At 72.0% G+C, this 26,232-nt stretch carries 27 protein-coding genes and 1 pseudogene; 12 read left to right on the forward strand and 16 right to left on the reverse strand.

Annotation, left to right across the window (positions count from 1 at the left end; all coding sequences use genetic code 11):
* Positions 1 to 4: 4 nt before the first annotated feature.
* The 4 genes and pseudogenes from QK442_RS29365 to QK442_RS29380 all read right to left on the reverse strand — a co-directional run bounded on the left by QK442_RS29365 (position 5) and on the right by QK442_RS29380 (position 2,392).
* Positions 5 to 403 (reverse strand): hypothetical protein, encoded by a 399-nt coding sequence (locus tag QK442_RS29365; RefSeq protein WP_282697113.1) that lies wholly within the window; start codon positions 401 to 403, stop codon positions 5 to 7.
* A 26-nt stretch (positions 404 to 429) separates the two neighbouring features.
* Positions 430 to 1,023: a hypothetical protein gene (locus QK442_RS29370; protein WP_282697114.1), complete on the reverse strand. Its 594-nt coding sequence runs from the start codon at positions 1,021 to 1,023 to the stop codon at positions 430 to 432.
* 836 nt (positions 1,024 to 1,859) lie between these two features.
* Positions 1,860 to 2,078: pseudogene (locus QK442_RS29375) on the reverse strand (helix-turn-helix domain-containing protein); the annotation flags it as partial.
* Positions 2,079 to 2,215: 137 nt separating this feature from the next.
* Positions 2,216 to 2,392, reverse strand: a complete 177-nt coding sequence (locus QK442_RS29380) for a hypothetical protein (RefSeq protein ID WP_282697115.1) — start codon at positions 2,390 to 2,392, stop codon at positions 2,216 to 2,218.
* A gap of 157 nt (positions 2,393 to 2,549) precedes the next feature.
* Between QK442_RS29380 and QK442_RS29385 the strand changes: the two genes are divergently transcribed.
* Positions 2,550 to 2,837: a hypothetical protein gene (locus QK442_RS29385; protein WP_282697116.1), complete on the forward strand. Its 288-nt coding sequence runs from the start codon at positions 2,550 to 2,552 to the stop codon at positions 2,835 to 2,837.
* Between the two features lie 112 nt (positions 2,838 to 2,949).
* Positions 2,950 to 4,071: a hypothetical protein gene (locus QK442_RS29390; protein ID WP_282697117.1), complete on the forward strand. Its 1,122-nt coding sequence runs from the start codon at positions 2,950 to 2,952 to the stop codon at positions 4,069 to 4,071.
* 5 nt (positions 4,072 to 4,076) lie between these two features.
* Here the strand turns inward: QK442_RS29390 and QK442_RS29395 are convergent, their stop codons facing one another.
* Both QK442_RS29395 and QK442_RS29400 read right to left on the reverse strand, forming a co-directional pair.
* Positions 4,077 to 4,820 carry a GNAT family N-acetyltransferase gene (locus QK442_RS29395; protein ID WP_282697118.1) on the reverse strand — a complete coding sequence of 248 codons (744 nt, stop codon included), beginning with the start codon at positions 4,818 to 4,820 and terminating at the stop codon, positions 4,077 to 4,079.
* Positions 4,820 to 5,689 carry a class I SAM-dependent methyltransferase gene (locus QK442_RS29400; RefSeq protein ID WP_282697119.1) on the reverse strand — a complete coding sequence of 290 codons (870 nt, stop codon included), beginning with the start codon at positions 5,687 to 5,689 and terminating at the stop codon, positions 4,820 to 4,822. The genes QK442_RS29395 and QK442_RS29400 overlap by 1 nt, the downstream gene beginning before the upstream one ends.
* Positions 5,690 to 5,896: 207 nt before the next feature.
* On the opposite strand from QK442_RS29400, the gene QK442_RS29405 reads away from it, so the two are divergent.
* Positions 5,897 to 7,339 (forward strand): N,N-dimethylformamidase beta subunit family domain-containing protein, encoded by a 1,443-nt coding sequence (locus tag QK442_RS29405; protein WP_282697120.1) that lies wholly within the window; start codon positions 5,897 to 5,899, stop codon positions 7,337 to 7,339.
* On the opposite strand, the gene QK442_RS29410 is transcribed toward QK442_RS29405, so the two are convergent.
* Positions 7,308 to 8,033 (reverse strand): HAD family hydrolase, encoded by a 726-nt coding sequence (locus tag QK442_RS29410; protein WP_282697121.1) that lies wholly within the window; start codon positions 8,031 to 8,033, stop codon positions 7,308 to 7,310. The genes QK442_RS29405 and QK442_RS29410 overlap by 32 nt on opposite strands.
* A gap of 14 nt (positions 8,034 to 8,047) precedes the next feature.
* On the reverse strand, positions 8,048 to 9,238 hold the full coding sequence (locus QK442_RS29415) for a serine/threonine protein kinase (RefSeq protein ID WP_282697122.1): 1,191 nt from the start codon (positions 9,236 to 9,238) through the stop codon (positions 8,048 to 8,050).
* Between the two features lie 313 nt (positions 9,239 to 9,551).
* Between QK442_RS29415 and QK442_RS29420 the strand changes: the two genes are divergently transcribed.
* The 4 genes from QK442_RS29420 (at position 9,552) to QK442_RS29435 (ending at position 13,827) form a co-directional block, all read left to right on the forward strand.
* On the forward strand, positions 9,552 to 10,850 hold the full coding sequence (locus QK442_RS29420; RefSeq protein ID WP_282697123.1) for an extracellular solute-binding protein: 1,299 nt from the start codon (positions 9,552 to 9,554) through the stop codon (positions 10,848 to 10,850).
* 67 nt (positions 10,851 to 10,917) lie between these two features.
* Entirely contained in the window at positions 10,918 to 11,784 is an 867-nt protein-coding gene (locus tag QK442_RS29425; protein ID WP_282697124.1) for a sugar ABC transporter permease, read from the forward strand.
* Positions 11,781 to 12,647 (forward strand): carbohydrate ABC transporter permease, encoded by an 867-nt coding sequence (locus tag QK442_RS29430; RefSeq protein WP_282697125.1) that lies wholly within the window; start codon positions 11,781 to 11,783, stop codon positions 12,645 to 12,647. Before QK442_RS29425 ends, QK442_RS29430 begins: the two co-directional genes overlap by 4 nt.
* 82 nt (positions 12,648 to 12,729) lie before the next feature.
* Positions 12,730 to 13,827, forward strand: coding sequence for a radical SAM protein (locus tag QK442_RS29435; protein ID WP_282697126.1), 1,098 nt, complete (start codon positions 12,730 to 12,732; stop codon positions 13,825 to 13,827).
* Here QK442_RS29435 and QK442_RS29440 read toward each other — a convergent pair.
* Genes QK442_RS29440 through QK442_RS29450 form a run of 3 tightly spaced genes read right to left on the reverse strand, consistent with a single transcriptional unit; the run spans position 13,809 to position 16,443 of the window.
* A complete protein-coding gene (locus QK442_RS29440; protein WP_282697127.1) occupies positions 13,809 to 14,801 on the reverse strand; it encodes a galactokinase in 993 nt (330 codons plus the stop codon). The genes QK442_RS29435 and QK442_RS29440 overlap by 19 nt on opposite strands.
* Positions 14,798 to 15,292 carry an NUDIX domain-containing protein gene (locus tag QK442_RS29445; protein WP_282697128.1) on the reverse strand — a complete coding sequence of 165 codons (495 nt, stop codon included), beginning with the start codon at positions 15,290 to 15,292 and terminating at the stop codon, positions 14,798 to 14,800. The genes QK442_RS29440 and QK442_RS29445 overlap by 4 nt, the downstream gene beginning before the upstream one ends.
* A 59-nt stretch (positions 15,293 to 15,351) precedes the next feature.
* The gene (locus QK442_RS29450) at positions 15,352 to 16,443 is read right to left on the reverse strand and encodes an NAD-dependent epimerase/dehydratase family protein (protein WP_282697129.1); all 1,092 of its coding nucleotides are present in this window, start codon (positions 16,441 to 16,443) and stop codon (positions 15,352 to 15,354) included.
* A gap of 216 nt (positions 16,444 to 16,659) precedes the next feature.
* Between QK442_RS29450 and QK442_RS29455 the strand changes: the two genes are divergently transcribed.
* On the forward strand, positions 16,660 to 18,312 hold the full coding sequence (locus QK442_RS29455; protein WP_282697130.1) for a hypothetical protein: 1,653 nt from the start codon (positions 16,660 to 16,662) through the stop codon (positions 18,310 to 18,312).
* 65 nt (positions 18,313 to 18,377) lie between these two features.
* On the opposite strand, the gene QK442_RS29460 is transcribed toward QK442_RS29455, so the two are convergent.
* Positions 18,378 to 18,944 carry a Uma2 family endonuclease gene (locus tag QK442_RS29460; RefSeq protein WP_282697131.1) on the reverse strand — a complete coding sequence of 189 codons (567 nt, stop codon included), beginning with the start codon at positions 18,942 to 18,944 and terminating at the stop codon, positions 18,378 to 18,380.
* 188 nt (positions 18,945 to 19,132) lie between these two features.
* On the opposite strand from QK442_RS29460, the gene QK442_RS29465 reads away from it, so the two are divergent.
* Positions 19,133 to 21,193: a thioredoxin domain-containing protein gene (locus tag QK442_RS29465; protein ID WP_282697132.1), complete on the forward strand. Its 2,061-nt coding sequence runs from the start codon at positions 19,133 to 19,135 to the stop codon at positions 21,191 to 21,193.
* An 81-nt stretch (positions 21,194 to 21,274) separates the two neighbouring features.
* Here QK442_RS29465 and QK442_RS29470 read toward each other — a convergent pair whose 3' ends face one another.
* Both QK442_RS29470 and QK442_RS29475 read right to left on the reverse strand, forming a co-directional pair.
* A complete protein-coding gene (locus QK442_RS29470; RefSeq protein WP_282697133.1) occupies positions 21,275 to 21,673 on the reverse strand; it encodes a rodlin in 399 nt (132 codons plus the stop codon).
* A gap of 97 nt (positions 21,674 to 21,770) precedes the next feature.
* Positions 21,771 to 22,805: an LCP family protein gene (locus tag QK442_RS29475; RefSeq protein ID WP_282697134.1), complete on the reverse strand. Its 1,035-nt coding sequence runs from the start codon at positions 22,803 to 22,805 to the stop codon at positions 21,771 to 21,773.
* A 126-nt stretch (positions 22,806 to 22,931) separates the two neighbouring features.
* On the opposite strand from QK442_RS29475, the gene QK442_RS29480 reads away from it, so the two are divergent.
* Complete coding sequence (locus tag QK442_RS29480) at positions 22,932 to 23,159, forward strand: hypothetical protein (RefSeq protein WP_282697135.1); 228 nt, start codon at positions 22,932 to 22,934, stop codon at positions 23,157 to 23,159.
* 83 nt (positions 23,160 to 23,242) lie between these two features.
* Here QK442_RS29480 and QK442_RS29485 read toward each other — a convergent pair whose 3' ends face one another.
* On the reverse strand, positions 23,243 to 23,653 hold the full coding sequence (locus QK442_RS29485) for a rodlin (protein ID WP_282697156.1): 411 nt from the start codon (positions 23,651 to 23,653) through the stop codon (positions 23,243 to 23,245).
* Between the two features lie 221 nt (positions 23,654 to 23,874).
* On the opposite strand from QK442_RS29485, the gene QK442_RS29490 reads away from it, so the two are divergent.
* Positions 23,875 to 24,285, forward strand: coding sequence for a rodlin (locus tag QK442_RS29490; RefSeq protein ID WP_282697136.1), 411 nt, complete (start codon positions 23,875 to 23,877; stop codon positions 24,283 to 24,285).
* 174 nt (positions 24,286 to 24,459) lie between these two features.
* Positions 24,460 to 24,693: a chaplin gene (locus QK442_RS29495; RefSeq protein WP_282697137.1), complete on the forward strand. Its 234-nt coding sequence runs from the start codon at positions 24,460 to 24,462 to the stop codon at positions 24,691 to 24,693.
* A gap of 77 nt (positions 24,694 to 24,770) precedes the next feature.
* Here QK442_RS29495 and QK442_RS29500 read toward each other — a convergent pair whose 3' ends face one another.
* Positions 24,771 to 26,081 (reverse strand): ATP-grasp domain-containing protein, encoded by a 1,311-nt coding sequence (locus QK442_RS29500; protein ID WP_282697138.1) that lies wholly within the window; start codon positions 26,079 to 26,081, stop codon positions 24,771 to 24,773.
* Between the last annotated feature and the right edge of the window lie 151 nt (positions 26,082 to 26,232).

Raw genomic sequence — 26,232 nt, forward strand, 5'->3', positions numbered from 1 at the left:
ATGATCACGCGGACGGACGGCGCCGGTCCCTGTGGATGTCGAGCGTGGCGCAGTGGAAGGACCCGCCGAGGGCCTGGACATGACGGAAGGGCAGGGGCAGTGGCGTCAGCCCGAGGGAGACCAGGAGCGACTGGAGCTTCTCGTCACCGGCCTCGACCACGACCTGGTGTCCGTCGATGACGAGGAGGTTCATGTTCAGCCAGGGGCTCGTCATGTAGTGCGGAGGACCTGGCGCGGGGTCGGGCCACGGGGCGGGGACGAGGTCCCATCCGTCGAGCGGCGTCCCGGCCAGGGCTGACGGCTGGAGCCGCTCCGGGTTGTAGAGGGCGAGTCCCTCCCGCAGAGGGCAGAGGGTGGCGTCGATGTGCATGGCGTGCGGGTCTTCGGGGGCCAGGACGTGCACCCGTACGTCCGACCCGAGACGGGCCCTCAGGTGCTCGACGCCGGAACGGTTGGTGACATGGCTGAGCTGGCCGACGACCGCCCCGGCCCGAACCGCAGGAAGTCGGCGGCGTCCCAGGCCGGGCGTGCCTCCCCCACCGCCCACGAATCCCGGCACGGCGAATCGGAGGTGCCCGGATCGATGTCGAAATCCACCTCGGCCGGCGCCCAACGGGCGCCCGCCCGCCGCCAGGCCACCATCAGCGGCCAGTACGCCAGCAGCTCGTGCCGACGGCTCCGCCACGCCATCGGCGCCTCGATCACCCGGTCGCCCATGACGAACAAGGCGTCCCGGGGCATCGCAGCGCAGTACCCGCCCAGCGCCGACCACGGAACGCGGCGCGGCCTGTGCACCCGGCAACCGAGCCCCTCCAGGAACTCGGCCAGCCCCTGCAGTTCCTCCTCGACGCCGGCCACGATCCCGGGAGGGAACGCGTGCCCGGGCCGGAACGCGTCCCAGTGCTCGGCCGGCATCGTCGCCTCGACCATGCGCCGCGACTCCGCCGGGAACATCGCCCCGTACGCCGTACCGACGACGACCTCGCGCAGTCCGCTCCACTCGTCGCAGGAGCTCACCGCCATCCGCACACCACCTCCGCCCACGGGGACATCCGAGGGGAGCATGGCCGTGCGGCCGGTCGGCCGCACGCCAGCCGTGAGGAGTCCACTCCTGTGGGGGACGCCGACCGGATCCCTTTCCGCCGCACCCTGATCCAGACCGGCACCGAGCCCTACCGCTCCAGACCACCCATAGATCCCGCTTCCCATCCCGGACCGACCCCGCCACGGACGAACACGAAGGGCTGGACCCACAAGTCCAGCCCTTCGTGTTTCCAGAGAAAAGCCCTGGCCGCGACTTGTCAGGGAGGCGACCCGAACCCCGCGCCCGAAACCTACCGGCCGCCTCGCACCGCCCCCCTCGGACACTCCGTCCCACCTCGCCAGGTCACCTGATCAGCGGCTCTCGATCCGACCGGAGAACATACGCGGCCGGAATCCCGACCGTAGGCCGCCGAGGAGGGCGAGAACTGTCAGCGTGCTCACCGAGCATTCCCCTCGTACCCCCGGCGGGGCGCCTGCACCGGATTCGCGGGCGGCCGTCGGTGCGCTCGGTGACGGCGGCGCGTCGTCGGTGACGGCCGTGCGGCGGTGGGGCCCGCCGCATCCGAACCGCGGTGCCCGTGCCGCCGACGGTCCTTACTCGCGATCGGTGTGCGCCCGGATTCGGGGTGCCCTGCAGGTAGGAGACGTGTGTCCAGGGAAGCCTTCTCGTCCCGGGTGGCCCGGCCCACCGATCCTGACGCCGATCTGTCTCATCCCGACCAGCGCCGTTGTCGAGGCGACCAGCCGCCGTATCCGGCGGGTGAGCGCGCCGGGCCGGGGTGGGGCGAGGGATACGGATATGCCCGCGATCATGGTCAGCAGCAGACCCTCTCGTCGGTGTCCGGGCGGTCGGTCCCGACGGCGACCACGACGGTGCGCAGGGCGTCCAGGGCGTGGCCGAGGCGGTCGTCGGCGAGCTCGTAGCGGGTGCGGAGGCCGTCAGGGAAGGTGACGACCAGGCCGCAGTCGCGCAGGCATGCGAGGTGGTTTGACAGCCGGGTCCGTGAGACGCCGAGGGGGTCGGCGAGGTCGGCCACGACTGCCCGGACACGGCTTGGGGCCTGACGCGGATCGACCGTCAGGGCGGGCTCCGGCGACGGACGCCGTGGCGTACGCAATGCGCTGTCTGCTCCCAGGGCGGCTTCTGCCCCCTCCCCGGCCGCCGGCCCGCTCAGGTGTGGGTGCGGACCGTCGTGCCGAGGGCCCAGGCGGCCTGGCTGGTGGTGCAGTCGCGTTCCAGCAGGAGCGGGACGAGGCTGACGACGACCGCGTGCATCGCGAGCGCCGAGAGCATGAAGGCGAGTGCGAGCAGGAGGAACGGCCGGCTGCGGACGACGTTCCCCGGCATCGACGACTCTCCGGCGAATGCGGGTGGCGCTGGTGGACAGGGCGCGGATCCCGGTCAGGCACAAGGGGTGGCGGGTCCAAACTGGCCTGAAGAAGGCATCACAGGAACCGGGGTACTGCCGTTCACTGTTCGGAAGCCCTACGAGGGAGGAGCGGACGTGCGGAGAAGCTCTTGGTATGTGCGGTACTCGCTGCTCCTGACCGGGGCGGGGCTCACCGGGCTCGCGGTGGTGGCCGTGCACAGTGCCCGGTTCCCGCTCGCCGTCGTCGTGTACGCCGACGCCGCGATCGGCCTCGGCTGGCTCTTGCTCGCCGGCCTGCTCCTCCGGCGGCGCGAGCGGCCCGCGCCGGATGACGCTTCGGGCGCCGGGGGCAAGCACCACCAGGCCGTCCGCTACACCGTGGAGGGCGAGCCGTCGGCCCGTTCCCACTACGGCCGCCGCTGAGGGCATCGCGAGTGAGGGCATGAGCGATCCGGCCAAACTCCGCAGGCACGGCTCCGCGCTCGCCCGCCCTCTGCCAGCATGACCGGCGAGGACTCCTGCCGAGGAGCGCTGTGTGACCGAGGTGACCAACGTGACCGAGATCGACGTGAGTTCGGCCGTCATGACCCACCCCGTCCGTCTCGCTCAGGCGCGTGACCTTGCCGCCCGTCTGCGGCTTGGCGGTCTCGCTCTCGATCCGGATCCTGAGGGGGCGCCTTCCGCTCTGCGGACCGCTCTTGTCGCGTGGGCAGCGGCCGCACCCGGGGCCAGTCATCATCTCGTCGTCCAGGACGACGTGGAGGCCCCCGCCGAGCTCGTGGAGATCGTCGCGAGCGCCGCCGCGCGCTTCCCGGACGAGGCCCTCGTCTTCTACACCAACTGGCACGCCCGCAACGGCGCCGCCGCGCGGCTCGCGGCTCTCGCCGGGGCAGCCTGGGTCCGGGCCGTGCCCGACGAGTTCACGCCGTCGCTCGGTGTCTGCCTGCCCGTCGCGACCGCCGCCGCCTTCCGCGCCTACGCCCGGGGGAGCTCCCAACGGCATGACGACGAGTTGTTCACGGCATTCTTCCGCGACCGCGCGCGGGGCCGTATGGCGTTGCTGGCCGTTCCCAACATCGTCGAGCACATCGGCACCAGCAGCATCAACGGCCACGCCGCTCAGGGCATCCGCGTCGCCGTCTGCCCCACCTCCGCAGCGGATGCCGCTCCCCTCCTGGCCTCCGGGTCCGTCCTGGAGGAGCCGGGCTGGATCCCGTACATGCGGTACGGGGAGGGATACATCCGGCTCGTCGGGCAGGAGCGGGACTACGACGGCGGACGTGGCCACCACAGCTGGCGTGAGGTACTGCCCGCGACCGGGCTCACCGAGGAGGCCGTCCACGCCGCCCGTGCCGCGCATCTGCCGGAAGGGCTCGCGGGGGACGTGGCCCGTACCTTCGGCCGGGCGTTCGCGGAGGAGCTGTGGACGCACTGCCTCCTCCTCGGCCGGCAGGCCGCCCGCGCCACACACCGCTTGGGGCCCCCGCGCGGCGCCCTCCCACCGGGCGTCCTCGCCCGGATGCGGGAATCGGCCCTCGCCACCGCGGGGCCCGCCGGACTCCCACCCGAGCGTCGTCCGGAGGCGGGCCCGGACGAGGTCCGTACGATGACCGCCCTCGCCCGCACCGCCGTACGGGCGGGCGCGGACATGGCCTGACGGGTTCAGGCCCGATGGGTGATCCAGACCCCCGGCTCCCAATAGGCGCCGAGGTCGCGGGCCCGGTCGACGTGGAGCGGGGCAAGGCCGCCGGGGAAGACGTACTCCCCGTCCTCCGGGAAGGCGAGCCCCGTCCAGCTCTCCCACTCCGCGACCGTGCCCGTGATCCGGGAGGAACGCTCCGAAGCGCCGGCGATCGTGCCGCCCGCGCCGACCTGCGTCCGGATCCACGGGTCGAAGGGGCTGCCGTCGTCCCGCGCCCACGCCGCGTACCGCTCGATCGGTACCAGCGGATACCGCTCCTTCCACGTCGGCCGGACCGGCACGAGGACCGTCCCGAGGCCGGCGCGGCGCGCGGTCTCCGTCATCGCGTCGAGCAGTACCTTCGACAGACCCCGCCCCTGGTGGTCCTCGGCGACCTCGATGCCGAGCGCGCACAGCGCCCCCGGGGCGCGCCCGGCGTCCCGGTCGGCGAAGGCCCGCGCGATCGAGTCGTCGAGGCCCGGGCCCAGATCGGCCGCAGTGCCGTCCCAGCCGCGCGGGAGCGAGCGGCCGGCACCCGCGATCACCTGCCGCTCCTCGTCGTAGAGGACGAACTGGTACGCGGGGAAGTCCGTGAACAGCCGGTTCCAGTAGTCGCCGTTGATGTCGCCGTGGAGGTTGTACTCCGGCACCACGCCGGCGAACCGCTCCGGGATGAGGTCCCACAGCTCGGGCCGTTCCGAGTGACGGACCAGGACCAGGGCCATCAGCGCGCCCCCCGCCCGTCGGGCACCTCGACGTCCCAGACCACCACGATCGGGAGGCCGTCCCAGGCGGCGCGGGCCGCGTCGGCGATGAACTCCTCGTAACCACCGGGCGCCAGGCGGCCGTTGAACAGCGGCTCCTGGCAGCCGCGCACGCGCAGTCCGGCACGTCCGAAGGCGTCCAGATACCGGCTCGGCAGATGAACGTGGTTGCGTACGAACGCCAGCTCGTCCGAGCCGCGCACGAAGAGGCACTGCCCCTGGAGGGCGATCACGAACGGATGCATGTCCGTGACGACGATCCGGCCGCCCGGCCGCACCACGCGCGCCAACTCCGCGACCGCCGGATCCAGCTCGGCCAGGTGGGTCAGGGCGAGCGAACAGACGGCGAGATCGACGGAGTCGTCGTCGAGCGGCAGCCGCTCCAGGTGTCCGACGCGGAACTCCGCGGTCGGGGTGTGCTCGCGCGCCTTCTCCAGCATGTGCGGGGACTGGTCCACCCCGATGACCCGGTGGCCGCGCGCGGCCAGCGCCCGGGTCTGGCGGCCCGTGCCGCAGGCCGCGTCGAGGGCCACGCCCGGCGCGAGACCGTCCAGGATCCGCCCGACGACCGGCTCCTCCACCTCGATGTACGAGCTCGGCAGGGAGTCGTACACCGCCGACCAGGCCGCGTATCCTTCGGCCGCGCCGAGCTCGCTGACGGCGGCGCCGCCGTCCGGCAGCTTCTCCTCGCCGGAGTCGTCGAGGACGAAGCGGCGGATGTCCGCCACCCGCTCGCGCAGGAACGCCTCGTCGCCGTCCACGGCATTGCGCAGCAGCGCGAGCCCTTCGATTCCCAGTACCAGTTCCCGTACGCGGAATTCACCGCTCATTCGAGCCCCTCACCGATCGGTGGCCGGTCGTGTTCGCTGTGACGGGTTCCGCCCTACCCAGTCGAGCGGACCGAAATACGAAGCAGTCGCCCCCTGGCTGAAAAACGGGTCCGGATGGCCGGTTGGAGGCACCGTTGTCGCTCGAACGGGCCGCTTCCTAACATGACCGGCATGATCGAAGGATATGTGGGAAAGGAAAGCGTCACCATGGGTGGCGAGTTGACCCTGCACATCTCGACCGATGCCCCACGATTCCGGCTCCGTTTCTACCGGCTCGGCGCCGATCTCGTCCCCGTGGGGGAATCCGGGGAACATCCAGGAGCCTTCCACGCGGCCCCCGCCCATCCCGACGGGTTACCGGGGCGGGTCTCCCCGTCCGACGACTGGAACTGGCCCCCGCTGACGCTCCCGGTACCCGAGGAGTGGACCCAGGGGATCCATCTCGTCGAATTCATGGAATGCAGGGAACCGGATGGGGAGGAGAATCCACCGCCGCTCGACCTGGAGCACCTCGAAGGGCATGCCCGCGAGTTCTTCGTCGTACGGCCACGAGTCCCCGGCAGCCACTCCCGCATCCTCTACAAGAAGTCCACCTTCACCCGGCACGCCTACAACCGCTCCGACCGGCCAGGTCTCGAACGCGCCGTCAGCCTCTACGACCACCCGGTCCACCGCCCCGCCACGGCCGGTGAACCCGCAGGCCACAAGGTGTCGATGCACAGGCCGGGCGGAGTGATCGACCTCGCCTACTGGGACGCCCCCTTCATCGGCTGGCTGGAGCGCCACGGCTACCCCGTCGAGTACGCCACCGACCTCGACCTCCACGAGGACCCCGGCCTCCTCGACTCCTACGACCTCCTCCTCAGCGTCGGCCACGACGAATACTGGAGCGGGCGGATGCGTACCCACGCCGAAGCGTTCGTCCGCGACGGCGGGAACATCGCCTTCCTCAGCGCCAACACCTGCTGGTGGCGTGTCCATCCGACCGACGGGAACACCGCGTTAGTCTCCGACACCGACCACCACGTCGGCGAGGAATATCCCCACCTTCCCGCCACCGACCAATGGTGGACCCCCGCGCCCGGCGGTGTCGGGAAACCCGAGAACTCCCTCACCGGAGTGAGTTTCCGCAACGGTGGAATGTGGCCGGCGGCCGGCGGATGGCCTGGCGACCGGCCCCGTCACGGATACACCGTGCAGCACGCCGACCACTGGATCTACGAAGGCACGGGACTGCGCGACGGAAGCGACGGCGGCACCCCCGACCGGCTCGGCGCGGGAACACCCCTCATCGGCTACGAATGCGACGGCGCCGCCTACTCCTACGACGAGAACGGAATCGCCCGCCCCACCGGCGAGGACGGCACCCCGGAATCCTTCCTCATCCTCGGTATCCACGTCCTCGAACCGGTGCACGAGGATTTCCACCACCCCAAGTGGGGACACTGGAACACCGTCGTGCGTGAGCCGCACATCACCAGCCCCCACGCCGCCACGATGGGCCTCCACACCTTCCCCGGTCCCTCCGGCGGAACGGTCTTCACCGCTGGTACCACCGACTGGCCCGTCGTCTGCGGCCACGAACAGGACCCGGCCGTCGTCCGTGTCACCCGCAACCTCATCGACCGGCTGCGCCACCGGGCCCGATGAGCTCGGGCAGCCCGGCGATCCGCGCCGCCCCCGCCGGCAGGGGCGGCGCGACACCCTCCACCGCGCGGTCCGGACGCCACAGGTGCACCGCCCGCATCCCCGCCGCCAGCGGGCCCAGCACGTCGGGCACCCACATGTCCCCGACGAACAGCACCCGCTCCGGTGGCAGTCCGCACCGGTCGAGCACGGCCTGGTAGATCAGCGGATGCGGCTTGCGCGCCCCAGCCTGGGCGGAGCCCACGACCAGGTCCACCGCCCCACCGAGCCCCACCTCGGCGAGGCGGTCCTCCAGGTCCCAGTACCAGTTGGAGCACACCCCGACGAGCAGCCCGCGCCGCCGCAGCGCCGCGAGCGACTCCCGTACGTCCGCGAAGAGCGCGAGCCGGACCGCCTTCATCGCCCGGTCCAACTCGTCGACAAGACCGTCCAGAGCCTCCTCCGGCACCCCGCAGCCCCGCGCACGGCGCCGCAGCCGGTCGCGTTCCCACGCCACGTACGTCGTCTCGTCCACCGATTGCGCCGCGTGCTCCTCGCCCTCGGCCGGCCCCACCGACCACTGGTCGCCCCAGAGCTCGCCCTGGGCCGCAAGGCCCCGGCGGGCGAAGACGTCCCGGTGGTCCGGAGGGAGCGGCTCCACCATCCGTACGAGCGTCCCGTAGAAGTCCAGGACGACCGCGCCGATCCCGTCCGGCACCACCGTGAGACCTCCTAGAACCGCCCGTACCGGCGCGGGAAGTAGTCCTCCAGGACGCCGTCCCGCTCGATGTCGACCGTCGCGCAGTGCAGCCCGCCGCCGAACGGGCCGACCGCGCGGAACGGCACCGGCACGATCTCGAAGCCGTACGAGGAGAGCTGCTCGGCGAGCCGCACCTCGTTCTCCTCGACGCACAGCGTGTTCGCGTCCAGGTTCAGCATGTTCCCGGCGAGCCACGGACTGCAGAAGGACAGCTTCGGCGGATGGTCCCAGCTCGCCGGCTGCACCGCCTCGACGATCTCCCAGTCGTTCAGCTTGAAGAACTCCATCAGTTCCGCGTCCGCGAGCCGCTCCCCGCAGTGCAGCACGAGACCGGGCCGCAGCGGCACCCATGTGGCGTCGATGTGCAGCGGATGCGTGTTGGTCGAGGTGACCGCGTGCACCCGGTGGTCGGGGAAGTGGCGCCGCAGCCAGTCGTACCCGCTCCTGTTGGTGACGAACGACAGCTGCACGAACAGGTCCTTGCCGAACCGTGCCACGTCCGCCGCGTCGAACAGCGGCTCCGCCTCCGTCAGCACCAGGTCGTAGTCACGGACCCGGGCGAGCTGCGTCTCGGTGGGCAGTTCGTTGTACGTGTCCCAGAACCCCTTGTTGTACGAGGCGTCCGTGAGGCGCGGCTTCGGTGCGGCCTCCCAGCGCATCCGGGGGTCGGCGTCGAAGAGGTCCTGGAGCACGGGCCGATAACAGAGGTACTCGAACCAGCGGCTGCGGTACGACATGGTCGCTTCGAGGACCTCGTTGCCGACGGTCAGCAGCAGGTCCCGGGGCGGCATGCAGCCGAACATGGACTCGTGGGTCCACTCCGGCGTGGACACCTCCTTGGTGAAGTCGACCGGCGTGGGCCGGTCCACCCGGATGCCGCGCCGCCGCAGCATGTCCGCGAAGTCGTCGAGCTGCTGGTCCGCCTCGGCCACCATGTCCGCCGGCATGGGGCCGTACGTGCCCAGCGGGAATCCGTCGTCGGGGTAGTCCCGGCGCACCGCGTGCTCGGGCGCCTGCACCACCGTGCCCTCGGCCCGGCCGACGATCACATGCCGCAGCGGATCCCAGCCGTTCCACGCGTTGACCCGTACCGGCCGCTGCTCGGCGGGGGGCGGGGCGGGGGAGTCGGAGGGGTTCGCGGTGGTCGTCCTCTGCTCGGTCACGTACAAGCCCTTCGATGGGGGACGTGGAGTGCCGCAGGGGCCAACGTGCGGGCACCGGGTGGTCACCGTCAAGAGTCACCACGCCACACACCGTGCTGTTCGGGTCAGGCTGGCCTGACCATGACCCCGCCCCCTCTCAGGCCGAACGGCATCTCCACAGCTCAGCCGGGGAGCGCTCGGCCGTCCGTGGGACGCGCCCCGCCGACTTCCGGCCGAAACTCCGTGGCGCGGCGGAGACGCGGGGGCGGCGGGGTAGGGAGAACACCGTCGCCGAAGCCCCGTAGGTCACCGCCGAATCCGCACGGAGGAATCCATGGCACCGCGTCCGTCCCGCCGTACCGCGCTCCTGGGAACAGTCCTGCTGGCCGCGGTGGCGGGCTGCGGGTCGGGCGGAGGCGACCGGGACGCGCCGGACGGCGGGCGGGGCGACCGGCTGACGGTGTGGCTGACGGTGGACGCCCGGGAGAGCTGGCCGGAGCTGGTCGCCTCCGCCAACGCCCGGTTCGCGAAACAGCACCCGGGGGTGACGGTCGACGTCCAGTACCAGCAGTGGACGACGAAGAACCAGAAGCTCGACGCCGTCCTCGCCGGCCGGAACGTCCCGGACGTCGTCGAGATGGGCAACAGCGAGACCACCAACTACCTCGTCAACGACGCCTTCGCCCCCCTCGACCCGGCGAGCTTCGACCGGTCCGCCGAGTGGCTGCCCGCCCTCGCCGACGCCTGCCGCCTGAACGGCCGGACCTACTGCGTGCCCTACTACGCGGGAGCGCGCGTCGGTGTCTACCGCACCGACCTCTTCGCCGACGCCGGGCTCACCACCGCCCCCCGCACCTACCCCGAGCTGGTCACTGTCCTCGACCGGCTGAAGAAGCGGTACGGAGCGAAGGACCCGGGGTTCTCCGCCTTCTACATGCCCGGCCGGTACTGGTACGCGGCCATGGGCTTCGTGAAGGACACCGGCGGGGAGATGGCCGTCGAGCAGGACGGCCGCTGGCACGGCGCTCTCTCGTCGCCGAAGTCCGTCGCCGGGCTCACCGCCTGGAAGAAGCTCCTGGACGACTACTACGTCGGCGACCGCGCCAAGGACAACGGCGACCAGCCGGCCGTCGTCGGCCAGGGCAAGGTCGGCGTCTTCTACGGCAACACCTGGGAGGCCGAGGCCGCCGCCGACGCCCGGTCCGGCGGTGACCCCCGCCTCAAGGGGAAGTTCGCCACCTTCGCCTTCCCCGGGCCCTCCGGGCAGCTCCTCCCACCGTTCCTCGGCGGATCCACCCTCGCCGTCCCCGCCAAATCACCCCGCCAGGACCTCGCGGCCGACTGGATCCGGCTCTTCACGGACCGGGAGTCCCAGCGGCAGCTCATCGCCGCCAACACCCTCCCCAACAACACCGTCCAGCTCGCCGACGTCGCCGCCGGAGGCATCAACGGACCGGCCGCCCAGGCCGCCACCCGCGGCTGGGTCACCCCCCTCGCCCCCGGCTGGACCTCCGTCGAGAAGTCCAACATCCTCCCCGAGATGCTGGAACGGATCGCCACCGGCAAGGCATCCGTCGAGGACGCGGCGCGCGAGGCGGACCGCAGGATCGACGCCGTGATCAATGAGCGCTGAACCGTCCGCGAGGGCCGGCGGCGGCCGGGGCGTACGAGGGCGACGGCCGAGGTCCCTGCTGCCCCTTGTGCTGATCGCGCCCGCGCTGCTCACCCTCGTCGCCGTCCTCGGCTATCCCCTGGTCGACATGGTGACCCTCTCGTTCCAGGACATGACCCGCAAGGAGCTGTTCAGCGGCACCGCCCCGCCCTGGGCCGGCCTCCACCAGTTCCGGACCATCCTCGGCGACCCGTTCTTCTGGCAGGTGGTGGCCCGCACGGCCCTCTTCACCGCCGTCTGCGTCCTGTTCACCATGGTCCTCGGGCTGCTCGTCGCCCTGCTGCTGCGCCGCACGTCCCCCTGGGTGCGGGCCGTCCTCGCCGGCGTACTGGTCGCCGTCTGGGCGATGCCCGTCATGGTCGCCGCGGCCGTCTTCCGCTGGCTCTTCGACGCGGACTACGGCGTCGTCAACTGGCTGCTGTCCACCCTGCCCGGGATCGACCTCGCCCGGCACAACTGGTTCACCGACCCCTGGCAGGGATTCGCCGTCATCGCCGCCGTCGTGGTGTGGGGCTCGCTGCCGTTCGCCGCCATCACCCTGCGCGCGGCGCTCGCCCAGATCCCGCCGGAACTGGAGGAGGCCGCCCGCATCGACGGAGCACGCCCCTCGCAGGTCTTCCGCCATGTCACGTTCCCCGGCATCAGGGCGGTGTTCGTGATGGTCACCACCCTCATGGCGATCTGGGACTTCGGCGTCTTCAACCAGATCTGGCTGATGCGCGGCGGCCAGCCCGAACGCGAGTACTACCTCCTCGGTGTCTACTCCTTCACCGAGTCCTTCGCCGTCAACCGCTACAGCACCGGCGCGGCGATCGCCGTCGTCACCGTCCTGCTCCTCCTCGCCGGGGCCGTGGTGTACCTGAGGCAGATGCTGCGGACGGGGGAGGTCGGATGAGCCGGTCGCGCGGTACGGCTCCACCGACACGGCGGAGGCCCCGCCGCACACCGCGGTGGAGGTACGACGTCCTCGGACTCCTGGTCGCCGCCGCCGTCGGCTTCCCCGTCTACTGGATGGTCCTCACCGCCTTCCGCCCGGCCAGCGAGATCCTCAGCCTGCCGCCCGAGTTCTGGCCGAGCAGCCCCACCCTGGGCAACTTCCGCCGTGCGATGGGCACCGAGACCTTCTGGGCCAACGTCCGGTCCAGCGCCGTCATCGGCCTCGGCACCGTCCTCGTCTCCCTCGTCGTCGGCACTCTCGCCGCCTTCGCCCTGGCCCGCTTCCGCTTCGCCGGCCGCAAGGCGTTCGTCCTGGTCATCCTCACCGTGCAGATGATCCCGCTCGCCGCCCTCGTCATCCCCGTGTACCTCCTCCTCAACGAGGCGGGGCTCACCGACAGCCTCGGCGGCGTCATCCTCGTCTACCTCGCCTTCACCCTCCCCTTCACCGTCTGGATGCTGCGTGGCTTCATCACCGCGATCCCGGTCGAGCTCGAAGAGGCCGCCATGGTCGACGGCTGCGGCCGGCTCGGCGCCTTCGTCCGCGTCGTCCTGCCGCTCCTCGCCCCCGGCCTCGTCGCCGCCTCCGTCTTCGCGATGGTCCAGGCATGGAACGAGTACGTCCTCGTCTACGTCCTGCTCTCCACCCCGGAGAGGCAGACCCTCAGCATCTGGCTGGTCTCCTTCCAGACCAGCTTCGGCACCGACTACGGCGGACTGATGGCGGGCGCCACGCTCACCGCCCTGCCCGTGGTCGTCTTCTTCCTCGCCGTCCAGCGCAAGATCGCCGCCGGTCTCGCCACCGGCGCGGTCAAGGGCTGACCATGCCCGGCCCGAACGGCCGTGACCCGACGAAGGGGCACGGCCTCCACCACTCATGTCCACGACATCTCAGGAGCGCCTCGTGACGCACGACCGCCTCGACCTCGTCTCCAAGCTGTACCAGCCCTCCGGCTGGCCCCGGATCCTCCAGGCCGCCTCCGGCTCGCCCTCCCGCGCCCCGCTCGTCGTCGACCTCGACCCGACCACCTTCTGCGACCTGGCCTGCCCCGAGTGCATCAGCGGCAAGCTCCTCAACCAGGGCCGCTTCACGCCCGAGCGCCTGGCCGAGCTCGCCGAGGAACTCGTCACCCTCTCCGTACGCGGCGTCGTCCTCATCGGCGGCGGGGAACCCCTCGCCCATCGCGGCACGCGCAGGGTCTTACGCATCCTCGGCGAAGCGGGCCTGGCCGTCGGAGTCGTCACCAACGGCACGATGATCAGGCAGAACCTCGCCGAGCTCGCCCGGTACGCCTCCTGGGTCCGTGTCTCCGTCGACGCGGGCACCGCCGAGACGTACGGCCGGTTCCGCCCCGACCGCAAGGGCCGCAGCGTCTTCGACAAGGTGATCGAGAACATGCGGCTGCTGGCCGCCGAGAAGAAGGGAGCCCTCGGCTACTCCTTCCTCGTGATGTCCCGTCAGGAGCCCGACGGCGCCACCGTCACCAACCACCACGAGGTGCTGCGGGCCGCCGAGCTCGCCCACGACATCGGCTGCGACTACTTCGAGACCAAGGCGATGTTCGACGACGACCACCACATCGTGCAGGTGCCCCGCGCGATGCTGGACTCCGTCGACGCACAGCTCGCCGAGGCCGCCCGGCTGGAGAGCGACCGCTTCCAGCTGGTCAACTCCTCCACCCTCACCTCCCTGCGCGGCCACGTGGGCCCCGTCCAGCCCAAGGAGTACGACCGCTGCCGGGTCGCCGAACTCCGCACCCTCATCACCCCGTCCGGGGTGTACGTCTGCGCCTACCATCGGGGCAACCCGCTCGCCCGGATCGGTGATGCCGTCACCGACGACCTCGCCACCATCTGGGAGAAGTCCGACCGCGGCATCGTCGACCCGAGCCGGGACTGCCGGTTCCACTGCGCGCGCCACCGCTCCAACCTGGAGCTGGAGCGCATCGCCGAGGGAACCGGCGCCCTCCCGCTCGCCGAGGACTACGACCCCTTCCTCTGACCCCCGGCCACCGGCTCCCGCCGGGCGCCGGGCGCGGCTGACGTGGGAACGACCCTGGCCGCCGGATGGGAGACACGCAGGCTCCGAGAGAGCCGCGCCACGGTCGCGGTCACCTCCGCCGTCGGGCAGACGCCGACCAGCGCACCGCCTCCGCCGGCCCCGCTGAGCTTCAGTGGCAGACCGGCGGAGCGCAGCGCGGCCTCCCTCAGTTCCTCCAGGACCGGCGTCGACATCCGCTGGTGGTCCCGCATGGCCACGTGGGCGGCGGTCATCGCCGCCCCGAGCGCCTCCAGGTCCCGGCCGAGCAGCGCCTCCCACACCCGCCCCGACGCCTCGTCGGCCTCGGCCCGGTACGCCGCCAGCGCGGGGTCACCCGCCGCGAGCCGCCCCCGCACGTCCCGGATGTGATGCCCGGTGTCCTTCCGCGTCCCGGAGTCCACCACGAGGACCCGCCACTCCGCCGGGAACTCCAGCCGGTCCCGTACGACGGGAAGCCCGCGCTCTCGGCCGTCGAGGAGCAGTGCCCCGCCCTCCACGACCGCCCGGTGGTCCATGCCGCCTCCGCGGAAGACGGCGAACTCGAACTCGTACGCCCACTGCGTCAGCGTCTCGTCCGTGAGCGGCCGCTCGTGCGCCGCCCGCGTGTACGCCCGGAAAAGGGCCACGATCCGCGCCGTCGACGAGGACAGGCCGCTGGCCTCCGGAGCCTCGCTGCGTACGGTCACCGCCGGCGGGCGGGCGGCGAGATGCGGCAGCCGCTCCCGCAAGAACGCCCACACCTCCCGCTGCCAGCCCTCGGCCGCCGGCGGCACGGACCCTGCCGCGCCGCGCTCCGCGTCCGGGACGACCTCCACAGTCGTCATCAGGCCGAGCGCCAGGCTCACCGAACGGCCGCCGCCGAGCCAGTCCAGATCCTCACCGGACAGGCACGCCCGGCAGGGCACCGCCGCCCGTATGCCATGTGTCGGGTTCACCGTGCCTGGAACCTTCCCTCCGTACGGAACCGCTCGAACAAGGACAGCACCACGGCAGTCGGCGGGTGCAGCGGCCGGGGCGGCGCGTCCAGCGGCAGGAACCGGGCCCGCCGCACCTCGTCGGCGCCCGGCGCGAGCGCCCCGGACCAGCGCCGGGCGACGAAGCAGAGCGCGAAGCAGTGCGTCACGTCCCCGTTCGGGTACGTCAGCGTGTGCACACCCGGATCGGACAGCGAGGCGAACGCCTCCAGATCCTCCCGCTCCACCCGGAGCCCCGTCTCCTCGGCCAGTTCCCGGACGGCCGCGTCGGCGAAGTCGCCGTCCTCCTCACAGGACCCGGCCGGCAGCTCCCAGACCCCGGTGTCCACCCGCTGCTGGAACAGCCCCCGCCCGGCCTCGTCGAGCAGCAGCACCTGCGCGCCGGGCACGAGCAGCTTGCGCGGGCCGACCCGCTGTCGCAGCGACCAGATGTAGGAACCGGTGTATGCCATCGCGCGCGTACCGCCTTCGCCGCCGTCCGTGCCCCTCGGGCCTCTCGCGGCGCAGCGTGTCACGCCCCGGCCGCCTGGTCGTGCTCCTCGGCCAGCCAGCGCGGCGTGGCGTCCGGCGTCGCGAGCAGCCACCGTACGTACCGGTCAACGCCCTCCTCGACCGGGATGCGGGCCCGCCAGCGCAGCAGGTCGCGGGAGCGCTCGGTGGAGGCGTACCCGCCCAGAGGGTCGCCCTCGGGGCGAGGAGTGACGATCCGTCGGGCACCGGGGAAGTACGGGGCGATCAGATCGGCGACCTCGCGGACCGACGTGGGACGGCCGGTGCCGATGTTGACGGTCTGCTCGGCCATCTGCTCCTCGATCAGCGCGAGCGCGGTGGCCTCGGCGATGTCGTCGACGTGGACGAGGTCGCGGACCTGGACCCCGCCGCCGTTGAGCCGCATCGGCCGGCCGAGCCGTGCCTGGAGCGAGAGCCAGGGAACCATCCAGGAGTGGCTGCCGGGCTTGGGGATCTGCGGCTCGCCGTACACGGAGAAGTAGCGCACCACCGCGTACTCGGTTCCGCTGGACGCGCCCAGCATCAGCCGCGTCTGGTGCTCCGCCCACAGCTTCGCGTTGGCGTACACCGACATCGGGAACAGCGGCTGGTCCTCGTGGAACACCTGGGGCCCCTCGATGCCCGGCGCCCCGTCCCCGTACACCGAGGCGGAGGAGACCAGTACGAGGCGGCGCACCGGGTGGCGGGTCGCCTGCTCCAGGACGATCTGCGTGCCCTCGACGTTGGCGCGGAACGCGATGTCCGGGCGGCGCGTGCAGGCGGCGACATCCGCGTACGCGGCGGCGTGGACCACGTAGTCGGCCTCGCCGAGCAGCGCGCCGACGGTGTCGGCGTCCCGGACGTCGCCCACGACCAGCCGGGCCCCGCCCCGCGCCACCCCGAACGTCTCGTGACCGGACTCCGGATAGGCGTCCATGCGGTCCAGTACGGTGACCGCCGCGCCGGCGTCGAGGAGCAGCGCGACCAGCCGGCTGCCGACGAGACCGCCGCCGCCGGTCACGACGATCCGGGCGTCGCGCAGCTTGTCGAGGCGCGACCGTACGGTCTCCTCGGCGGGCGCGGAGGTGACGGCGGGGCGGGGTAATCCGGGCATGGAGGCCTCTTTCCGGCATCGAAGAAGCACGCGGCACTCGGCTCTACCGGGTGTCGGGCTCCAGCATCCTCGGATCCGTCGTCCCCCTGCCAGGGGGCCATTTCGGCACTCTTGCGGGCCGCCTGGGCGCTCCGTACTGTCCGGATCCGGCTGGTCGGCACGGACCCCGGGCCTCCCTCACCGGGGGCCGGGCGGCCCGCGAGCGAAGGAGAACGCATGGCGCGGCAACGGCTCAGCGCGGTCGTCATGACCCATCCCCGGCGCCGCGAGGCGGCGGAAAAACTGTCTCTGAGCGCGCCGTCCGGCCTGCTGCGGGTCGTCATGGACCCCGACCCCACAGGCACTCCGTCGGTGCTGCGCACCGCGCTCGCCGCCTGGTCGGCGATCGAGGACGGGGCCACGCATCAACTGGTGGTCCAGGACGACATGGTGTTGTCCGAATCCTTCTTCGACCGGGTCCGTGCCGCCATCGAGGAACGCCCCGACGCCGCCCTCGCCCTCTTCGCGCTCTGGGACTCCCGCAACGGCGCGGCCGTACGGTTCGGCGCGATGGCCGGTGCCCGCTGGGTCGGTGCCGTCAACGAGTACTTCCCCTGCGTGGCGATCGTGCTCCCGCGCCGGGTCGCCGAGGGCTTCGTCACGTACGGCCGTGAACGGCTCGGGGGCTGGCCCGACGACATCCTGATGCACCGCTACCTGAGGGCCGAGGGTGTGCCCCGGTACGTCGCCGTGCCGAACCTCGCCGAGCACCAGGACCGCGGCTCGATCTCCGGGAACGCCTTCCGAGGGCCGCGCCGCTCCGTCTGCTTCCTGCCGCACGACCCCGTCACCTCCGAAGCCCCCGCCCTCACCAACCTGCCCGTCGTCCCCTTCTTCAAGCACGGTGTCGCCCAGGTCGCCGTACGCCTCCCCGGTCCCGGCCCCGAACGGCGCCTCCACCTCGACGCCGACCAGTACCTCGTCGGAGCCGGACTCCCGGAATCACTGCTCCGCCCACCCGGGCCGCGCCGCGCCGAGTCTGACGAGCGCGGCACCTGGCTCACCGCCCTCGCGATGGGCTTCGAGGCGGCCCGCGCCGGACTCCCCGCCGGCCCGCCCGCCGGCACGCGGGCGTACGAAGAAGCCCTCGCGACCATCGGAACCGGCGGCATCAGCAACGACTCCACGGAGGAGCACCTGGCACGCCGCCGCGCTCCCCTCGCCGCGCTGGCGCGACGGGCACTCCGATCCGGGCGCGAGGCCGCCGCAGAGCACCGCACCCCGGGCACGGGCCGCCGCACCCGCATGCCGCGCCAGGAGACGACCCCGCTCGGCGAACACCTCCTGCGGAGGCTCGCGGACCGGGGCGTGGCCGTCGAGGCAGAGATCGACCTCACCAGGCTTGAGGACCCCGACCGGCCGCGGGTGACGATCAGCTGGGCGGGAGAGCCCGCGCCAAACGTTCTGTACATCGGTGAGCTGTACGGCCCCGGCTGCCCGCACCACACCCCGATCGGCCGCCTGGTATGGGACGCCCTGCGCAGCCTGCCCGTCACGGTCGAGGGCGCCCCGGCCACCGAGAGGTACCCGTTGTACGTCCACGACCTCGCCGACGCCATCGAGACCGTCCTGCGCACCCGGCCCCGGCGGCGCGACTTCGTCGTGGCGCCCGAGAAGCCGTGCACGACCGCCGAACTGGCGCAGGCCGTTCACGAGGCCGTCCGCCCCGTGCCCGTACACGGGGACCCCACCGCCACGTCCGGACCTGCAGCTCCACCGAACGGCGCCCGCCCGCCCGGCTGGACACCGGCCACGTCTCTCCGCCGCGGTCTGCACGCCCACGCCCAGTGGCTCGCCTACGAGGGTGTTCTGCTGACCTCGGACAGCTGACCGTCGCGCGGCTTCTGGACCTCGTCACGGACGGGCTGCGTGCGGAGGTAGGGCTTCCTCGTTGCTTACAGGGCCCCAAGATCGACCGTGACAGGGAAGGGCGCGGTGGCCTTCACCGTGCCGGTGAACGCCTCGCCGTCCCGATAGGTCCTGGTGGCGGGATCGAGAACGTAGCTGTAGACGATCGGGACCCCGGTGGTGGTCTGCTCGACCCGCCAGTAGAAGGGGATGCCGGCCTTGGCGTACTGGTCCACCTTCACGACCCGGTCAGTGGTCTCCGAACCGGGCGACACGACCTCGACCACCAATAGCACGTGCTTGGGACGGGTAGGTGTGAGGTCGATGGTGTCCGCCCGGTAGACGATGACGTCCGGACGGCGGTTGGTGAGCGGAACGTCCTGCAAGCGGACGTCGAAGTCCGTGTCCGCGTTCCAGTCCGGGCCCGCGGCCGCCTCCAGGGCATTGGCCAGGATCCGCGCCAGCCGGCTGTGCCGCTTGGAGGCGCTCGGGGTCACGACGACCATGCCGTCCACGATCTCGATGCCGGCGCACTGCTCCTCGGACCAGGAGTCGTACTGTTCCGCGCTGATCTGCGAATGCATCCACGCGGGCGCCACCATTTCGGCGGACATGGTGTACCTCCTCCGGGGACGCTCGTCAGGTCCGGCGCCAGAAGCCCCGGCGTCCACAAGGGCGATCCGGGTGCAAATGGGGCGATCCGTGTCCACCACGTGATGGCACATGAGAGTAAATGAGCCAAGCGGGGGCAGAGGACTGCGGGCCGGGCCGCAAGGGCAGGGCAGCGTGAGAGGCTGGTCGCATGAACCGGCTAGCTGGTGTGACCTCGCCTTATCTGCTTCAGCACGCTGACAATCCGGTCGACTGGTGGCCGTGGGGGCCGGAGGCGTTCGAGGAAGCGAAACGGCGCGATGTACCCGTTCTGTTGTCGGTCGGTTACTCTGCGTGTCATTGGTGCCACGTCATGGCCCACGAGTCCTTCGAGGACGAGGCCGTCGCCGCGCTGGTCAACGAGCACTTCGTCGCCGTCAAGGTCGACCGCGAGGAGCGGCCCGACGTCGACGCCGTCTACATGGAGGCCGTCCAGGCCGCCACCGGCCAGGGCGGCTGGCCCATGACCGTCTTCCTCACCCCCGACGCGGCCCCCTTCTACTTCGGCACCTACTTCCCGCCGGAGCCCCGCCACGGCATGCCGTCCTTCCCCGAGGTCCTCGACGGCGTCCGGGCCGCCTGGGCCGACCGCCGCGGCGAGGTCGACGAGGTCGCGGACCGGATCGTGAAGGACCTCGCGAGCCGCTCCCTCGCCCTCGCCGGCGACGGGCTGCCCGGCGAGGAGGAACTGGCCGCCGCGCTCCTCGGGCTCACCCGCGAGTACGACGCCACCCGCGGCGGCTTCGGCGGTGCCCCCAAGTTCCCGCCGTCGATGGTCCTGGAGTTCCTGCTCCGCCACCACGCCCGTACGGGCTCCGAGGGCGCCCTCCAGATGGCCGCCGACACCTGCGAGGCGATGGCCCGCGGCGGCATCTACGACCAGCTCGGCGGCGGCTTCGCCCGCTACTCCGTCGACCGCGCCTGGATCGTCCCCCACTTCGAGAAGATGCTGTACGACAACGCGCTGCTCTGCCGCGTCTACGCCCACCTGTGGAAGGCCACCGGCAGCGAACTCGCCCGCCGGGTCGCCCTGGAGACCGCCGACTTCATGGTCCGCGAGCTGCGCACCCCCGAGGGCGGCTTCGCCTCAGCCCTCGACGCGGACTCCGCCGTCGAAGACGGATGGGGGCACCCCCTGGCCGAAGGCCTTGGGGGAGGGACCGGCAAGCACGTCGAGGGCGCCTACTACGTCTGGACCCCCGCCCAGCTGGAGGAGGCCCTCGGCGCGGAGGACGCGGCCCTCGCCGCCGCCCACTACGGCGTCACCGAGGAGGGCACCTTCGAGCACGGTGCCTCGGTCCTCCAGCTGCCGCAGGAGGCGGGCCCGGCCGACGCCGGGCGGATCGCCTCCGTCCGCACCCGGCTGCACGCCGCCCGCGAGCGACGCGCGCGGCCCGGCCGGGACGACAAGGTCGTCGCCGCCTGGAACGGGCTCGCCATCGCCGCCCTCGCCGAGACCGGAGCCCTCTTCGACCGGCCCGACCTGGTCGAGCGCGCCACCGAGGCCGCCGACCTCCTGGTCCGCCTCCACCTCGACGACGGCGGCCGGCTCACCCGCACCTCGAAGGACGGGCGGGCCGGCGCCAACGCGGGCGTCCTGGAGGACTACGCCGACGTCGCCGAAGGCTTCCTCGCCCTCGCCGCCGTCACCGGCGAAGGCGCCTGGCTGGACTTCGCCGGCATCCTCCTGGACCACGTCCTCGACCGCTTCACCGCCGAGGACGGGGCGCTGTACGACACGGCCCACGACGCCGAAGCCCTCATCCGGCGCCCCCAGGACCCCACCGACAACGCCGCCCCCTCCGGCTGGACCGCCGCCGCCGGAGCACTGCTCTCGTACGCGGCCCACACCGGCTCGGGGGCCCACCGGGCCGCCGCCGAGGGAGCCCTCGGCGTGGTCGCGGCGCTCGGGCCGCGCGCCCCCCGCTTCATCGGCTGGGGCCTGGCCGTCGCCGAGGCCCTGCTCGACGGCCCCCGCGAGATCGCCGTCGTCGGCAACACCGCCGACCCGGTCTTCCAGGAGCTGCGCCGTACGGCCCTGAGGGCGACCACCCCCGGAGCGGTCCTCGCCGCCGGAGCCCCCGACAGCGAGGAGTTCCCGCTCCTGCGCGACCGCCCCCTGGTGGCCGGCTCGGCCGCCGCGTACGTCTGCCGTCACTTCACCTGCGACGCACCGGTCACCGACCCGGCCGAACTCCGCGCCCGCCTCTGAGCACGGGGAGCGGAAAGGGCACGGCCCCGTCGCCCCTCAGGAGAGGGACGACGGGGCCGAACCGCCGCCGAGCGGTGTCGCTCAGCTGTTGCCGGCGCCGTTGCCGGACAGCACGGGGATGTCGCTGAGGATGTGCGACAGCGGCTCGTCGCCCTTGGCCTGGGTCGAGTTCTCCGTGCACTGCTGGTTCTGCGGGGAGGACAGGACGTTGATGTCCTGGACCGTGATCGGGACGAGGCCGACGATCGAACCGGCGTTGACCTTGGCCGGGAGACCGATGCAGGGCTTGTTGAGAGAGCCCTGGACCAGCGCGAACTGGGGGCTCATGTCGCCGTAGGTCGACATGTTGCCGAACTCCTGGTGCGCGCCGTTTCCGGAGAACGAGGTGGTGCCACCGTCGTCGGCGATCGCGAGCGCCTGCCCGGCCGTCGCGCCGACGACCGAGACAGCCACCGCAGCGGTCGCGAGGAGCTTCTTCATGGTTCTGGCCTTTCGGATGACTGACCCGAGCTGAGTGCCGAGCCGTGCTGATCAACTGGTCGGAGGGGCGGAGGTTCCGGCATGTCCACCGGACGGCCTACGGGCAGATGAGCGAAGATCCCCGGGCGGGTTCGTAGTCGGCCACCGAGAGTGTGCTGGGCGCGACGGCGTCCCCGGGCGGCAGCGGACGGTCCGCGCGGAGCCGGGCGAAGACCTCCGCCGCACCCTCCTCGTCCCAGCCGACCGTGGACCCGACCCCCTCGACGAGCGGGTTGAAGCCCCGTACGGGCACGGTCGCGAACTCGGTACGGGAGGGGCCGACCTCTTTCAGGCGGGTGGCGAGCACGAGCAGTTCGGCCGCCGTGACGCCCCGGTCGGCGGCGGCCGTCCCGCGCAGCGTGGAGGCGAGGGCCCGCAGCCGCGCCGGGTCGTCGAGGATCCCGCCCGACCGGAGCCGGTCCAGCATGTTGACGACGAACTTGTGCTGCTTGCGGATGCGGCCGAAGTCCATCTCTCCGTCGGCCTTCCGCGAGCGCACGTACTGGAGCCCCCCGCCGCCGTCCACCCGCGTGGTGCCGACCGCCAGGTCGAGTCCGGTCGCGGGGTCCTTCAGCGGTTTCGCGGTGCAGATCGGCACGCCGCCGTCGACCTGGTCGACGGCGTCCATGAACCGTCGGAAGTCGACGGCCAGGAAGCGGTGCACCCTCAGCCCGGTCACCGCCTCCACGGTCTCGACGGACAGGGACGAACCACCTTCCGCGTGGGCGGCGTTGAGCTTCGCGAGGTGGGCGTCGTGGACCTTGCCGGTCCGCCGGTCGGTGTGCGGGCCGGGCAGTTCGACGAGCGAGTCGCGGGGCAGCGACACCACGCTGACCCGGTCGTTCGCGGCGGAGACGTGCACGAGCATCACCACGTCCGCGCAGTCGCAGTCCTGACCGCCCAGCCGGAAACGTTCCTTCTCGTCGGCGGTGATCCCGGCCCGTGAGTCCGTGCCGACGACGAGCAGGTTCAGTCCCCGTGCCGGGTAGGGGAGTTCGGAGGGGCCGCCGAGGGCGGAGGCGAGGGCTCCGGGGGCGAGCGCGAGAAGCGCCGCCGGAGCGAGCAGGAGCCGCCACGGATGCGGGAATCTCATGCCCGCACGGTATTTCGACGCCGCTCGCACACAGATGCGCGACGCGGAATCCCGTGCCCGAATCACTCCGTTGCGAGGCTTGTGTAATGATGCGGGAATAGCAGCGGAAGGGCGGAAGGAGCGAGGATGGCGCCGCCGGATTCCGGTGTCCCCGGGAAATGGGAACGGATGGCCTTCATTCCGAAGAGCCGTTATGTGAGCGAGCCGCCGGCCGCCGACCGGTCCAGGACCGGATCGCAATTCCCGGTCTATTCCGCCCTGGTGGCCCAGTGGACGCAGGCGGGCCGCACGGTCCCGGGGCTGCCGGACCGGGAATGGGAGCGGCTGATGTCCACTCCCGTCTGGCCGCGCTAGCGGAGTCCGTACGCGTACACGCGGAAGGGGCCGCCCGGCGGGGCGGCCCCTCGGCGCGGGGACGTCGCCGGTGAGGCGGTGCGTCAGCTGTTGCCGACGCCGTTGCCCGAGAGGATCGGGATGTCGCTGAGGAGGTGCGACAGCGGCTCGTCGCCCTTGGCCTGCGTCGAGTTCTCCACGCACTGCTGGTTCTGCGGGGAGGACAGGACGTTGATGTCCTGGACCGAGACCGGCACGACGCCGACGATCGAACCGGCGTTGAGCTTGGCCGGCAGGCCCACACACGGCTTGTTCAGGGAGCCCTGGATCAGCGCGAACTGCGGGCTCATCTTCCCGTGCGTCGCCATGTTGCCGTATTCCTGGTGGGCGAAGTTGCCGCTCTTGGAGGTGGTGCCGCCGTCATTGGCGATGGCGAGGGCGGGGGTGGCCGCGGCGGCGGTGGCGCCGACGATCGAGGCGGCGGCGGCCGCGGTGGCCATGACCTTCTTGATCACGGTAGTTCCCTTCATAGAAACCGGCTCCGTGCAGGGAGCCCCCTGATCAACTGGCCTCGGAGCGTCGGGTTCCGCCCTGTCACCCCGATGGGGGAGCGCGCGCGGCAGCGCTCGCAGTGGTTCCCCGTCGATCGGGTGAAGCGCCGGAACCTCCCCACCCGACCGCAGTTGATCCGGTCGCATCAATCAGGTCGATTGGTGGGAACAGATCGGATTCACTCGTGATCAAGAAGATGATGACGGCCGCGGCCGTCACCGCTTCGGCCGTCGGCGTCGCCGCCGCGGCCGCCGCCCCCGCTATGGCCATCGCCAACGACGGCGGCACGACCTCATTCTCCGGGAACGGCGCCCACCAGGCGTTCGGCAACATGAAGACCGCCGGTGACATGAGCCCGCAGTTCTCCGCCGTCCAGGGCACTCTGAACAAGCTCTGCGTCGGCCTCCCGGCCAAGGCCAACCTCGGTTCGATCGTCGGCGTCGTGCCGATCACGGCCCAGGACATCAACGTCCTGTCCTCCCCGCAGAACCAGCAGTGCGCGGAGAACTCGACGCAGGCCAAGGGCGACGAGCCGCTGTCGCACATCCTGGAGGACATCCCGGTCCTCTCCGGGAACGGCATCGGCAACAGCTGATCCGGCGGCGTTCCGCGGGGCCGGAGGAAATTCCTTCCTCCGGCCCTGTGTCGTGTGCGCAACGGAGTGAATGCCGGTGTCCGGGCGGAATTCCCGGTTTCCTCCGAGGAAGGTCGTCGTTGTCCCTGTGTGCAGCGGGGGCCGATCCTCCGCCGCGGAAAGGAACCAGACGAGATGAAGTGCAAGAAGGCCGCCGCCGTCATCGCCGGAGTCATCATGGCCATGGGGGCGGCCACGCCCGCCTTCGCCGACGCCGGCGCGCAGGGCGCTGCCATCGGTTCGCCGGGTGTCCTCTCGGGGAACGTCGTCCAGATCCCGATCCACGTGCCGATCAACGTCTGCGGCAACAGCGTCAACCTCGTCGGCGCGCTGAACCCTGCCTTCGGCAACACCTGCGTCAACGCCTGACGCGGACCCGGCACCACCCGGCCCCGGGGAGCACACCCGCTCCCCGGGGCCGTTCCCTGTCCGCGCGCCTTCCGCCCTCAGCGCCGGATGAGCCGGGTGAGCCTGCTGGAGGAGGCGGGGGCCGAGGGGCCCGGCAGGGCAGCCGGGTGCCTGGGCGGTCCGGCGGCGAGCCGCCGCCGGACCGCCACCAGGGCCTTGCGCAGCAGGTGGGCGAGCCAGGCGCGGCCCATGACGAGCGCGGGCAGCGGGTCGTCGGCGGCGAACCAGGCGCGCTCGCCGGGCCCGCGGGCGGTGCCCGGCTCGGGGGCGTACCGGCGGCGCGGGGAGGCGAGCAGGGAGAGCGCCGCGTAGTTCTCCACGACGAAGCGGCGCCCGTACGCGGGGAGGTGCGGCGGCACGGGCCGGCCGGTGAGGTCCAGGTGGAGGGCCCGCACCACGTCGAGCCCGTCGGCGTCGGCGAAGAGCCGGAACTGGGCGCCGGGGCGCGGGTTGAAGTCGAGCAGGTGGTACGCGCCGGTGGCCCGGTCGAGGCGGAAGTCGAGGTCGCACACGCCCCGGTAGCCGAGCGCGTCGAGGAGGCCGCGGGCGATCCGGTCCACCTCCGGGTTGGGCGTCCAGCGGCCGACGGCGGTGAGCCCGGCCCCGTCCGGCCAGGAGCGTTCCTTGCGGCCGGTGGCCCCGGCGGCGCAGCGCCCGGCGGTGTCCGCGTACCCGTGGAAGAACCAGTCGAGGTCCCGGCCCGGCGGCAGCAGTTCCTGGAGCAGCAGCCGGCTGCCGGCCTGCGGGGTGCGCGCGTACAGCTCCCGGACCTCGGCGAGCGAGCGGAGGATCGTCGTACTGCGCAGCCCGGAGCCGGCGGGCAGCAGCCAGGGGCGGCTCCACTTGGCGACCACCGGGAGCCCGAGCGACCAGGCCATGGCGGCGGCCTCGTCGGCGCCGGAGGGGAGTTCGGTACGGGGGTGGGGGAGGCCCAGGCCGGCGCAGGTGGCGGCGAGCGCGGCCTTGTCGGCGACCTTCAGCAGCTGTTCCTCGGTCTGCTCGGGCAGCAGGACCCGTCCCGCGAGCTCGGTGCGGCGGCGGGCGAGCGCGAGGGCGGTGATGTCGTCCAGGGGGACGGCGAGCACCGGATCCGACGGCGAGTCGGTGATCTCCCCGGCGATCCGCAGCAGCAGCCCGGCCAGTTCGGTGGAGGCCGTGGAGCCGGGCCGTGCCCGGGCCGAGCGCACGTACCGCGAGCGGGCCACCGGGCCGTCCGCCGACTCGACGACCGCGTGGACGGGGATGCCGACCCGGCCCAGGGAGCGGGCGGCGCCCAGGGTGCCGTGGTGGAAGGGGTTCCGGTCGAGCCGTACGAGGACGGCGGGGACGCGGGTGTCGAAAGGCGGCACGGGCGGGATTCACCTTCATCTCGGTGCCCCAAGCGGGCGATGAAATCCACTAATGGACTAGGGAGCGGAGGGAAGCCGAGTTCACGGTCGGCTCATTAGGAATACTTTCAGAACATCAGATTGACTGAGTATCAAATGGCGTTCGTGTGAA

Origin of the sequence: Streptomyces sp. CC208A, assembly GCF_030010625.1 — a bacterium.
Lineage (GTDB): Bacteria > Actinomycetota > Actinomycetes > Streptomycetales > Streptomycetaceae > Streptomyces.